The sequence below is a fragment of the Kitasatospora sp. NPDC057198 genome (assembly GCF_042670125.1).
Classification (GTDB): Bacteria; Actinomycetota; Actinomycetes; order Streptomycetales; family Streptomycetaceae; genus Kitasatospora.
This window is the reverse complement of sequence record NZ_JBHUWH010000225.1, coordinates 1-12,099: the sequence shown is the minus strand read 5'-3', so window position 1 is coordinate 12,099 and position 12,099 is coordinate 1. Positions and strand designations below refer to the sequence as shown.

Annotated in this window: 9 protein-coding genes; 4 read left to right on the top strand and 5 right to left on the bottom strand. The window is 71.9% G+C overall.

Features of this window, described 5'->3' with window-relative positions; translation table 11 throughout:
- The first annotated feature begins 409 nt into the window (after window positions 1–409).
- Window positions 410–2,689, top strand: coding sequence for an immune inhibitor A domain-containing protein (locus tag ACFUEL_RS23595; protein WP_380238730.1), 2,280 nt, complete (start codon window positions 410–412; stop codon window positions 2,687–2,689).
- An 84-nt stretch (window positions 2,690–2,773) separates the two neighbouring features.
- Here the strand turns inward: ACFUEL_RS23595 and ACFUEL_RS23590 are convergent, their stop codons facing one another.
- Complete coding sequence (locus ACFUEL_RS23590; RefSeq protein ID WP_380238729.1) at window positions 2,774–3,880, bottom strand: threonine aldolase family protein; 1,107 nt, start codon at window positions 3,878–3,880, stop codon at window positions 2,774–2,776.
- Window positions 3,881–4,219: 339 nt separating this feature from the next.
- On the opposite strand from ACFUEL_RS23590, the gene ACFUEL_RS23585 reads away from it, so the two are divergent.
- Window positions 4,220–5,221, top strand: coding sequence for a M23 family metallopeptidase (locus ACFUEL_RS23585; protein ID WP_380238728.1), 1,002 nt, complete (start codon window positions 4,220–4,222; stop codon window positions 5,219–5,221).
- Between the two features lie 43 nt (window positions 5,222–5,264).
- On the opposite strand, the gene ACFUEL_RS23580 is transcribed toward ACFUEL_RS23585, so the two are convergent.
- Window positions 5,265–5,861 (bottom strand): TetR/AcrR family transcriptional regulator, encoded by a 597-nt coding sequence (locus ACFUEL_RS23580; RefSeq protein WP_380238727.1) that lies wholly within the window; start codon window positions 5,859–5,861, stop codon window positions 5,265–5,267.
- A 212-nt stretch (window positions 5,862–6,073) separates the two neighbouring features.
- Here ACFUEL_RS23580 and ACFUEL_RS23575 point away from each other — a divergent pair, with 212 nt between their 5' ends.
- Window positions 6,074–7,666: an MDR family MFS transporter gene (locus tag ACFUEL_RS23575; RefSeq protein WP_380238726.1), complete on the top strand. Its 1,593-nt coding sequence runs from the start codon at window positions 6,074–6,076 to the stop codon at window positions 7,664–7,666.
- A gap of 73 nt (window positions 7,667–7,739) precedes the next feature.
- Here the strand turns inward: ACFUEL_RS23575 and ACFUEL_RS23570 are convergent, their stop codons facing one another.
- Together ACFUEL_RS23570 and ACFUEL_RS23565 are read right to left on the bottom strand one after the other, a co-directional pair.
- Window positions 7,740–8,645, bottom strand: coding sequence for an A/G-specific adenine glycosylase (locus ACFUEL_RS23570; protein WP_380238725.1), 906 nt, complete (start codon window positions 8,643–8,645; stop codon window positions 7,740–7,742).
- 35 nt (window positions 8,646–8,680) lie between these two features.
- Window positions 8,681–9,451, bottom strand: a complete 771-nt coding sequence (locus ACFUEL_RS23565) for a rhomboid family intramembrane serine protease (RefSeq protein ID WP_380238724.1) — start codon at window positions 9,449–9,451, stop codon at window positions 8,681–8,683.
- A 133-nt stretch (window positions 9,452–9,584) separates the two neighbouring features.
- Between ACFUEL_RS23565 and ACFUEL_RS23560 the strand changes: the two genes are divergently transcribed.
- Entirely contained in the window at window positions 9,585–10,457 is an 873-nt protein-coding gene (locus ACFUEL_RS23560; protein WP_380238723.1) for a hypothetical protein, read from the top strand.
- 254 nt (window positions 10,458–10,711) lie between these two features.
- On the opposite strand, the gene ACFUEL_RS23555 is transcribed toward ACFUEL_RS23560, so the two are convergent.
- Complete coding sequence (locus ACFUEL_RS23555; protein WP_380238722.1) at window positions 10,712–11,947, bottom strand: MFS transporter; 1,236 nt, start codon at window positions 11,945–11,947, stop codon at window positions 10,712–10,714.
- Window positions 11,948–12,099 lie beyond the last annotated feature (152 nt).

Here is a 12,099-nt window from a genome sequence, read left to right as displayed (position 1 = left end):
CCCCCGACCCGGACAGGTCGGGGGCGGCGGCTTTTCCGTGCGCGGCTTTTCAGTTGAAAAACTGTTTAGGTTTCCGTGTGGTGTGAATAGGGGGCCGCGGGGCCGCCGAACGGGTGCGACACGGTGCGGTGCGAGCACGACCGACCCTTGGTCCGCAAGGCGTAAAGGTAGATTGACGGATCGTCAGGCGATACGGGTTGCGGGAGCATAGCGGCGTGGCCATGCCACGGTCAAGGTCTTTCTTTTTTACCGGACCTTGGGTCAAATGTCGTCCACCTGTCTTGCATTGGTTCACCGGTCCGGCCACCAGCCCCACCGGTAAGGGGAGGACGTCACCACGTTGAAAATAACCAAGAGGGCTGTCGCGGCTTCCGCCGCCGTCGCGGTGACCGCCGCGCTGGGCGCCGGAATGCTCCCGGGCACGGCCACGGCCGCCCCGGCCGACACGAGGGTCACCGACCCGGCCGACGTCATCCAGAACGACAGCGTCCCGCGCGAACTGCAGAGCCCGCTGGCCGCGAAGCAGCAGGCCGAGCAGAACGCCGCGGTGGAGCAGCTGGTCAACGGCACCGCGAAGGTCGAGCAGCACGGCAGCGGCTCCTCGATCAAGCTGGGCCGCGACAAGTACGTCGAGCTCTCCCGCGAGCGCACCGACAAGATCTTCACGATCCTGGTCGACTTCGGCGACCAGGTGGACACCACCACCAAGACCTCCGACGGCAAGGTCAAGTACGGCGGCACCCCCGGCCCCGCGCACAACCAGATCGCCGCGCCGGACCGCAAGAACGACAACTCGACGGCCTGGCAGGCGGACTACAACCAGGCCCACTACCAGGACGTCTACTTCGCGAAGGACAAGCCCTCGCTGAAGACGTACTACGAGCGCCAGTCCTCCGGCCGGTACTCGGTCGACGGCCTGGTCACCGACTGGGTGCGGGTGCCGTGGAACGAGGCCCGCTACGGCTCGGACTACTGCGGCCAGCACGTCTGCGCCAACGCGCAGGACCTGATCCGCGACGGCATCGACGCCTGGGTCGCCGACCAGAAGGCCAAGGGCCGCACCGACGCCCAGATCAAGGCCGACCTGGCGCAGTACGACCAGTGGGACCGCTACGACTACGACGGCGACGGCAACTTCAACGAGCCGGACGGCTACCTGGACCACTTCCAGATCGTCCACGCCGGTGAGGACCAGTCGGCCGGCGGCGGCGTGCAGGGCACCGACGCGCTGTGGGCGCACCGCTCCTACGCGTACGCCAACCAGGCCGGCAAGACCGGCCCGGACAACAACAAGCTCGGCGGCACCCAGATCGGCGCCACCGGCCTGTGGGTCGGCGACTACACCATGCAGCCGGAGAACGGCGGCCTGGGCGTGTTCGCCCACGAGTACGGCCACGACCTCGGCCTGCCGGACCTGTACGACACCACCGGCACCCCCGGCGTCGACAACTCGGTCGGCTTCTGGTCGCTGATGTCCTCCGGCTCCTGGCTGGGCGAGGGCAAGAACGAGATCGGCGACATGCCGAACGACCTGGACGTCTGGTCGAAGCTCAAGCTGGGCTGGCTGAACTACGACACCGCCAAGGCGGGCCAGACCTCGGTCTCGCTGCTGGGCCCGGTCGAGTACAACACCAAGCGCAAGCAGGGCCTGATCGTCAACCTGCCGGCCAAGACGGTCACCACCGAGATCAACACCCCGTTCGAGGGTGGCAACGAGTGGTGGAGCGGCAGCGCCGACGACCTGAACGTCTCGCTGACCCGTGACGTCGACCTCACCGGCAAGTCCTCGGCCACGCTGACCGCGAAGGCGTGGTTCGAGCTGGAGACGGACTACGACTACGCGTACGCCGAGGTCTCCACCGACGGCGGCAAGAACTGGACCGCGCTGGCCGGCACCTTCAACGGCGCCGCGCTGCCGGACAGCGCCATCAACGGCAGCTCGAACGGCGCGTGGGGCGACCTGTCCTTCCCGCTGGACGCGTACGCCGGGCAGGCCGTCAAGGTCCGCTTCCGCAACACCACCGACGGCGGCGTCCACTACAAGGGCCTGGCCCTGGACAACATCGCGGTGACCGCGGACGGCGCGGCCCTGTTCACCGACGGCGCCGAGAACGGCGACAACGGCTGGACCGCCGCGGGCTTCTCCCGGATCTCCGGCAAGTTCGCCAAGGACTACGACCAGCACTACCTGGTCGAGAACCGCCAGTACGTCTCGTTCGACACCACGCTCAAGACCGGCCCGTACAACTTCGGCTCGGCCGCGCGTCCGGACTGGGTGGAGCACTACGCCAACCAGAACGGCGTCCTGATCTGGCTGTGGGACTCCTCGCAGTCCGACAACAACGTGGCCAACCACCCGGGCCAGGGCCTGATCCTGCCGGTCGACGCCCACCCGGCGCCGATCAAGTGGAACGACGGCACGCTGATGCGTCCGCGCTTCCAGTCGTACGACGCCAGCTTCGGCTTCGAGCGCACCGACGGCCTGAACCTGCACAAGGCCGACGCGCTCACCAAGATCCCGAGCTCGCGCGGGGTGACGGTCTTCAACGACCACACCACCAAGTACTGGTTCGCGGAGAACCCGTACAGCGGCGTCCAGGTGCCGGACACCCGCACCAAGATCGAGGTGCTGTGGCAGTCCCACAACAACCTGGAAGCCATGATCATGGTCTCTCCCGTCCGGAAGTGACGCCTGATCGGTAGTGCGTGCGGGCCCCGGCGGTTTCCGAACCGCCGGGGCCCTTCGCGTTCCCGGGCGCCGTCCGGGCGAGGGTCAGAGCAGGGCGAGGAAGGACTCCAGCGCCGCGGTGACCTCCTTGGCGCTCCACCCGGCCCCGTCGGCGAGCACCGTCACCTCGGTCATCGACAGCCCCGGCTGCGGGCCGGGCTCGCGCCAGCCGCCGAACAGCGCGACGCCCTGCTCCTCGGCCTGCCGGCAGCCGGCCTCGTTGAGCCGGTCGGCGGCGTACGGCAGCCAGAACTGGAACTGGTGGGTGTGCGGCGGCTCCGGGTGGACCCGGGCGCCGGGGGCCCCGGCCAGCGCGGCGGCGACCACCTTGGCGTGCGCCACGTACCCGGGCAGCCGGGGCAGCTCGTGCTCCAGGCCGGCCAGCGCGGAGAGCGCGGCGGGCCACTGCTGCCAGAGGTTGCCGCCGTAGCGGTGCCGCCAGACCTTGATCCGCCGGACGTACTCCTCCTCGCCCGCCACCAGGGCGCCGCTGTGGCCGCCGAGCGACTTGTAGCAGGAGACGTACACCGAGCCGGCCCGGGCGCAGACCTCCGGCAGGGTGCGGCCCAGGTGCGGGGCGGACTCCCAGAGCCGGGCGCCGTCCAGGTGGACCGGGCGGCCCTGCCGCTCGGCCAGCTCGTACAGCGCCTCCAGCTCCGCCCAGTCGGGCAGCAGGAACCCGGCGTCGCGCAGCGGCAGCTCCAGCATCAGCACGTCGTACGGCTCGTCCAGGCCGGCCAGCTCGGCGGCGGTGGGGTGCCGCCGGGCGCCGGTCTGCGGGACGCTGCGCAGGCCGGAGAGGACCTGGTGGGCGCGGCGCTCGTGCACCTCGGGGTGGGCGAGCGGGTGCATGGCCACCACCGGGCCGTGGGTGTCGGCCCAGGTCTTCAGGGCGGCCTGCTGGGCCATCGTGCCGGTCGGGAAGTAGGCGGCGTCGGGCTTGCCAAGCAGTTCGGCGGTGCGGCGCTCCAGGGTGCGGACGATGCCGTTGCCGTACATGTCGACGGGCTCGTCCAGCGGGTGGGGGCCGTCGGCCAGTGCGGCCAGCGCGGTGAGCGCCTCGCGGACGGTCTGCGGGCGGCTGCCGGAGAGCAGGCGGTCGGCCTGGCGGCGGCTGTGGAAGCGGCGGTCCAGAACAGGGGTGTCGTTCATCAGCTGATCATCTCCGACGGTCGGTGGATCGGATGGTGCAGCTGGTTCGAAAGCGGGTTGTACCCGGGGCGATCCGGGCCCAAACCGGCCGGTCCCCGGTGGCGCTGCTCACAGCACATTTCCGACATACGACCCGGGATAGGAGGTTTGGGGCGGGAAAACCCGGCCTGCCCGCTGGTCCGGGGCGCCCTTTTGCCCGACTTGTGCACTACGGACCGTCGTAGGTCACACTCTTGGGCCTGCGCGTCCGGGTCGTTTACACCGGAGTCGTTCCACCAGTTCGGCGAGCCCCACCGGCTCGGCCCCGCACTGGCCCCGTCCGTGAGGTACCGACTCCCGATGCGTTCTCTCCCCGCCACCGGCCGCCGGCTTCTCCAGGCGATCAGCACCCGCCACGTCCGCTCGGTGCTCTCCGCCGGCCCGCTCACCACGGCCCGGCTGGCACCCGCCAAGGCCCTCGCCTCGGGCGCCGCGGTGGTCGCCGCCGGCGCGCTGCTGATCCCCACCGGCCAGGCCATCGCGCAGGGCTCGCACCCGGCGACCGAGCAGGCCGCCGTCACGACCGCCGCGGCCGGCGCCGACAGCGGCTCCAAGGAGCTGAAGCTCCAGCTGCCGTCCGCGGCCGGCGCCGAGAGCGAGCAGGTCAAGAACGTCAAGGACGCGATCTCCGACGCCCTGGGGCAGGACGGCAGCGGCCACCAGGACGGGCAGCCGCAGCACCAGGACGAGCAGGCCAGCCGCAGCGAGCAGCGCACCGGGCTGACCGCCACGGACCAGGCCGCGACCCCCGCCGCCGAGCAGCAGCCCGCCGCGCAGCAGGCCACCGAGCAGGCCGCGGCCCCCGCCGCCGAGCAGCAGGCCGCCCCCGCCGCCGCGGCGCCGACCCCGGAGCCCGAGCCGACGCCGACGCCGGCGCCCGAGCCGGTCAAGCCGTCCTGGTCCTCCCCCGCGCCGGGCGCGACGATCAGCAACCCGTACCACAAGACCAACGCCGCGTACGCGGCCGGCTACCACACCGGCACCGACTTCGCGGTCTCGGTCGGCACCCCGGTGCTGGCGGTCGGCGACGCCACCGTGGTGTCCTCCGGCTACGCGGGCGCCTACGGCAACCAGATCGTGCTGAAGCTCTCCGACGGCCGCTTCGCGCAGTACGCGCACCTGTCGCAGCTGGGCGTGAAGGCCGGGCAGCACGTGGAGGCGGGCCAGCAGGTCGGCAAGTCCGGCAACACCGGCAACTCGCACGGCCCGCACCTGCACTTCGAGATCCGCACCGCCAACCAGTACGCGAAGGTGATCGACCCGGTCGGCTACCTGAAGCAGCACGGCGCGAACAACTTCTGATCCGCCGCCCCCGTACCGCCGCTCAGCCCCGAGCCGTCCGCGCCTACCGCGCGGACGGCTCGATGCGTGCGGCGACCTCCAGGGCGACCTCCAGGGCGGCGTCCATCGCCTCCTCGACCGGGGTGACCGGCTGGCCGGGCTCGCAGAGGTCGGCCTTGAGCAGGAACATCGCCGAGTGCATGGAGGTCAGCGCCACGGTGGCGCGCAGCTTGTCGCGGAAGGTCGGCTCCGGCCCGTGCAGCAGGCTGATCATCCGGATCATCCGGTCCTTGAAGGCCAGCCCGGCCGCGGACTCCCGCAGCGCGGGCTGGTTCTCGTGGAAGAAGCGCAGCAGCGGGGCCCGCTCACCCATCCCGGCCGCGAACCGGCGCAGCAGCTCGTCGCGCAGCTCGGGCGACCAGGGCTTGCCCTCGCCGTAGGCGATGGCGTCGTCGAGCGGGGCGGCCATCTTCTCCACGATGCCGCGGACGATGTCGTCCTTGGTCTTGAAGTGGTAGTAGAGGGCGGCCTTGGTGACGCCGAGGCGGTCGGCGATCTCCCGCAGCGAGGTCTTCTCGTAGCCGTGCTCGGCGAACAACTCCAGGGCCACGTCGATGATCCGCGCTCTGGTGTCGCTGCGGGGGCTCTGGGTGGTGGTCATCGCTGGCGGCCTGCCTCGGGGAGCGGGTGCGGAGGGCGGGTGTCAAGGCCCGTTTCTGTCGGCATTCTCCCTGCCCAGGGGGGCTGTTCCGAAACTGGCTTGACGACCGGCTAGGGAACAACCTACCGTGCCGGACGGCGATTAACTAGCCGGTCGTCAAGTAAGTACCGCCGCGGCACCCCGCGGCACCTGCGCCCCGGGAGAGACGCACCATGACAACCCAGCAGTCAGCGGCGGTTCCGGAGGAACCCGTCGTCGAACTCGGGAAGCCCGACGAGTTCGAGCAGCGCCCGCACCGCGAGATCCGCCTGGTGATGGTCGGCCTGGTGATCACCATGCTGCTCGCCATGCTCGACAACCTGATCGTCGGCACCGCGATGCCCACCATCGTCGGCGAACTGCACGGCGCCGAGCACATGTCCTGGGTGGTGACGTCCTACACCCTGGCCACCGCCGCCTCCACCCCGATCTGGGGCAAGGTCGGCGACCTGTACGGCCGCAAGGGCTCGTTCCTGGTCTCGATCGCGATCTTCCTGCTCGGCTCGGCGCTGTCCGGCCTGTCGCAGAGCATGACCCAGCTGATCGCCTTCCGCGCCGTCCAGGGCCTGGGCGCCGGCGGTCTGATGGTCGGCGTGATGTCGATCATGGGCGCGCTGGTGCTGCCCCGCGACCGCGGCAAGTACCAGGGCATGTTCGCCGCCGTGATGGCGCTGGCCACCGTCGGCGGCCCGCTGATCGGCGGCTTCATCACCGACCACCTGAACTGGCGCTGGACGTTCTACGTCAACCTGCCGCTGGGCGCCATCGCGCTGGTCTTCATCGTCGTGGTGCTGAAGCTGCCCAAGATCCGCTCCAACGCGAAGATCGACTACTTCGGCGCGACCCTGCTCACCGTCGGCATCGTCTCGGCCGTGCTGGTCACCACCTGGGGCGGCCACGAGTACGCCTGGGGCTCGAAGCAGATCCTCGGCCTGGGCACGCTCGGCCTCGCCTCGCTGATCGGCTTCTGCTACGTCGAGCAGCGGGTCGCCGAGCCGATCATCCCGCTCAAGCTGTTCCGCAACCGGAACTTCACCATGGTCTCGATCATCGGCTTCATCGTCGGTTTCGCGATGTTCGGCGCGGTGACCTTCCTGCCCACCTACCAGCAGATCGTGCAGGGCGCCTCGGCCACCAACTCCGGCCTGCTGCTGATGCCGATGATGTTCGGCATGCTGGTGGTCTCGCTGGTGGTCGGCCAGACCATCACCAAGACCGGCAAGTACCGGATCTTCCCGATCATCGGCACCACCGTGATGGCCGGCGGCTCGCTGCTGCTGTCCACCCTCGCCGTGGACACCAAGAGCTTCACCTCCTCCTGCTACATGGTGGTGCTCGGCGCCGGCATGGGCTTCCTGATGCAGGTCACCATGCTGGTCGCGCAGAACAGCGTGGAGATGAAGGACATGGGCGTCGCCTCGTCCTCCGCGACCCTGTTCCGCACCATCGGCGGCTCCTTCGGCGTGGCCCTGTTCGGCACGCTCTACATCAACCGGCTCAACGACACCCTGAAGGCCGCCGGGATGCCGGCCGGGGGCGAGTCCACCGGCTCGATGAGCCCGGAGACGCTGAAGAGCATGCCGCCCGAGGCGGTCTCGGTGCTCCAGCACGGCATCGCCAACGGCATGCACACCGTCTTCCTGTGGGGCACCGTGATCAGCGTGGTCGCCATCGCCGCCTCGCTGTTCATCCGCGAGGTCAAGCTCCGCGGTGGCGCGGACGCCGCCGAGGCCAAGGCCGAGGCCGCCCTGGAGGGCGCGCTCTGAGGCCCGCCCGAGCATGAGGACGGCCCGCCTCCCCGGTCTCCGGGGCGGCGGGCCGCCGCACGTCCGGGCGCCGCTACTGCGGCAGCCGGTAGGTGCCCGGCCCGACCGGCTCGACCAGCCCGTCGGCGACCAGCCCGTCCAGCGCCCGGGCGCGCTGCACCGCGTCCGGCCAGACCACGTCCAGCCGGCCCTGCTCGACCAGCCCGTGGGCGTCCCGCAGCACCGCCAGCAGCTTGCCGCGCACCTGCCGGTCGGTGCCCTCGTACGTCTGGCCGCGGCGCGCCGGGCCCTGGTACGGCGGGCGGCCGGCCCGCTGCCAGGCGCACTCGGCCAGCAGCGGGCAGGCGCCGCACTCCGGGCCGCGCGCGGTGCAGACCAGGGCGCCCAGCTCCATCACCGCGACCGCCCAGGTGGCGGCCCGCTCGTCGGTGGCGGGCAGCAGCTCGTGCGCGGTGCGGCGCTCGGCGGCGGTGGTGGCGTTCGCCGGGTACTCGACGCCGGTCACCGCCCGGGCGAGGACCCGGCGGACGTTGGTGTCCAGCACCGCGTGCCGCTGCCGGAAGGCGAACGAGGCGACCGCGGCCGCCGTGTACTCCCCCACCCCGGGCAGCGCCAGCAGCGCCGCGTGGTCGCTCGGCACCTCGCCGCCGTGCCGCTCGGTGATCGCGACGGCCGCGCCGTGCAGCCGCAGCGCCCGGCGCGGGTAGCCGAGCCGGCCCCACATCCGCACCGCCTCGCCGGGCGCGTCCGCGGCCAGGTCGGCGGGCGCGGGCCAGCGCTCCAGCCAGGCCGCGTACGCGGGCAGCACCCGCTTCACCGGCGTCTGCTGGAGCATGAACTCGCTGACCATCACGGCCCACGGCGAGGCGTCCGGGGCCCGCCAGGGCAGGTCGCGGGCGTGGGCCTCGTACCAGCCGATGACGGTCGAGTGCAGCGCCTGGACGGCGCCCGGGGCAAGGGTCGGAGCAGTGGCAGCCATGGTCCTCCGATCCTGCCACGCCCCGCCCCGGAGGCTTAAAGCCCCAGGTCGTCGAGCTCCTTGAGGAGGTCCGCCCGCGGGCTGACCGGGCCGGCCGGAGCCCGGCCGCCCTTCTTGGCCGGGGCGGGCACCGGCAGGTCGCCGCCCCCCGCGGCACTGGCGGCGGCGGGGGTGACGGCCGATCCGGCGACCGGCTTCGGGCCCCGGTTGCGGAAGATCCAGGCCCCCGCCAGGCCGCCGACCAGGCCGCCGAGGTGGCCCAGCCAGGACACCCCGGGGGTGCCCGGGACCGCCGCGGTCAGGACGTAGGCGAAGGAGGCGCCCATCACCAGGCCGATCAGCGAGTCGATCAGGTTCCGGTCGAACAGGCCGCGCAGCACCACGTAGCCGATGTAGCCGTAGACCACGCCGCTCGCGCCGACCGTCACCGTGTCGCCGTCCTGGAACAGCCACACCGTCATCCCGCTGGTCACCACCAGCAGCGCCGTCAGCCCGAGGAACTTGCGCACCCCGCGGTAGGCGGCGAGGAAGCCGAACACGAACAGCGGGCCCGAATTGCCCTCCAGGTGCTGCCAGTTCGCGTGCAGGAAGGGCGCGGTCAGCAGGTACTTGAGGGTGTCCGGGTCGTGCGGGCGGATGCCGTGCAGCATGGCCATGTCGCCGTCGAGCAGCCAGTTCACCAACTGCGCCGCCCAGACCAGGCAGAGGAATCCGAACATCACGAAGAACGCGCGCCGCGCCTCGGCGATCATCTGCGCCGGGTCGAGGCTGGTGCCGGTGGAGGCGTGGTCGTGCGGTGAGGCCATGGGGGCGACTATAGGGCGACACACCGACGTGTCGAGTCCCTCTTCCGGACCAAATTGCGGATCATGTGAAGGAAGTGGTCCAGGTGAGGTGTTGATGCGTCAACAGGTGCACAAGGTCTCGTAGAGTTTGCGCGTGCCTTCTCTGCGCCAGCCCGTCGGACCGCTGCCCGCCTCGATCTACTGGCGGCGCCGCGCCGTGGTCCTCATCGCCCTCGCCGTCGTCCTCCTCGTGGTCGGCCTGCTGGCGTTCGGCGGCGACGACGGCAAGCAGAAGAAGGCCGCCGGGAGCAGCCCGCTGCCCGCCCCCGCCCAGTCCATCACCCCCGGCGCCTCCCCCACCGGCCCGGCGATCACCACCCGCCCCGGCGGCACCGGTGGCGGCGGCGGCTCCACCGGGGGCTCGACCGGCGGCTCCTCCGGTGGGACGGCCGGCGGTGCGGGCGGCGAGATCAGCGTCACCGGCGGCGGCTCCTCGGGCGGCGGCTCCTCCGCGGGCGGCTCGACCGGCGGGAGTTCCTCGGGCGGCTCGACCGGCGGCGCCTCCCGCGCCGGCGGCGGGGCCTCGCCGGCCGTCAACACCGCCGAGGTGATGGCGCTGCCGGTCTGCACCACCTCGCAGCTCACCCTCGAACTCGCCTCGGCGCAGAACTCGTACGCGACCAAGGACAAGCCGAAGCTGGCCCTGACGATCCGCAACTCCTCCGGGGCCGGCTGCCGGATCAACCTCTCGCACGAGTACTCCTTCCTGACCGTCACCTCCAGCGCCAACGAGCGCGTCTGGTCCTCCGCGGACTGCATCACCGAGCGCACCGACGCCTGGGCCCAGATCGGCGGCAACAGCGGCATCACCGAGACCTTCACCTGGGACCGCACCCGCTCCAAGCCCCAGTGCGCGACCCCCGACCCGACCCCCGCCCAGCCCGGCAACTACCTCGTCCAGGCCGACCTCACCGGCCCGGCCGGCGGACCGCTCTCGGCCCGCGCCTCCATCCGCCTGGAGAGCTGAGAAGAGCCCGCCAGGGGCTCGGGGAACGGCGAGCCCGGGTCTGCTGACGGTGCACTGCCGGAGCGCGCATCGGCTTCCGGTTCCGTTTACTACACGCAGCAGCACGGACCTCCGATGGGCTCCGGCCGTCAGCAGCACGGACTCGCCGTTCCCCGAGCCCCTGTATGTGCGCGTTCCGCCGTTCTCAGCCGAGCGCCTGATTGTGCGCGTTCCGCCGTTCTCAGCCGAGCCCCTGATTGTGCGCGTCCCGCCGATCATGCCGTCCAGCTGGTGCCGCGCAGGGTGCGGCCGAAGGTGAGGGGGAGCAGGGCCGCGGCCAGGGCGGCGGCGAGCAGGACGAGGACGGTGGGGGCCGGGAGCCGGTCGAGCAGCAGGCCGGCGGCCATGGTGCCGAGCGGGAGGCCCGCCATCAGGAGGGTCATGGTGCCGGCCATGGCGCGGCCGCGCATCGCCTCGGGGACGCGCTGGAAGACCAGGACGTCCAGCATGACGCGCAGGGCGGGCACGCCGAGCCCGGTGAGGGCGAGGGCCGCGAAGACCACCGGCGGGCCGGCTGCCGCCGCGGGGGCGGCGAAGGAGAGCACCGCGGCCCAGGCGACGGCCAGCAGCAGGACGCCGGGGCGCAGCAGGCGGTGCAGGCGGGCGACCAGCAGCGCGCCCAGCAGGCCGCCGACGGCCTCGCCGGTGAGGGCCAGGCCGATGCCCGCCTCGGAGGTGCCGTGGTCGCGGAGCAGCACCATGACGGCGAGGAGCATCGCCGAGCCGGTGAGGTTGAGGGCAGAGGCGACCAGTACGGTGCCGCGCAGCATCCGGTTGGCGAACAGGTAGCGCAGGCCGGCGAACGCGGCGCCCTTCTCCCTGCCGCCCGCCTGCTCCTGCGCGTCCGGGCGGGAGTCGAAGCGGACGGCGACGCTCGCGCCGAGGGCGAGGCCGGAGGTGAGGACGGTGGTCAGGAAGGGCACGGCGGTGCCGAGGCCGAGCAGGAACCCGGCCAGCGGCGGGCCGGCCAACGCGGCGCCGTTGACCCGGAGTTCGTCCTGGGAGAGGGCCTGGCGGAACTGCTCGGGCGGGACGACGGCGCGCAGCGCGAGCATCCGGGCGGGGCCGCCGTAGGCCATGGTCGCGCCGATGACGGCGGCGGCCAGCAGCGCGTGCGGGACGGTCAGCCGGTCGGCGGCCAGGGCGAGCGCGACGCTGAGCGCGGTGAGCAGCCGGGCGGTGTCGGCGAGGACCAGGACCCGCCGCCGGTCGTACCGGTCGGCGACCGTGCCGCCGTGCAGGCCGAACAGCACGGAGGCGCCGAACTGGACGGCGCCGAACGCCCCGGCCACCGTCGGGGAACCGGTCATCGCGAGCAGCAGCAGCGGGTACGCGGTGTCGGCGAGGCAGGTGCCGAGCATCGCGGACGCGGAGCCGGCCCAGAGCGTCTGGAAGCGTCGGTTGCGGCGCAGTGGCACCACGGCCGCTTCCGGTTCGAGTGTCGCGGGCATCCCTCGTACCCCGTTCATGTCTCCGCCCATGTTCACGACCGTGCAACCATTCACGTAGACGTGAATGGTTTGACGGCGGGGAATAATTGCGCAAGCGGTGACGCCCAGGCTGAATTTGGACGTGGGGGTTAAGATGAATGAGCGCGAGGTCA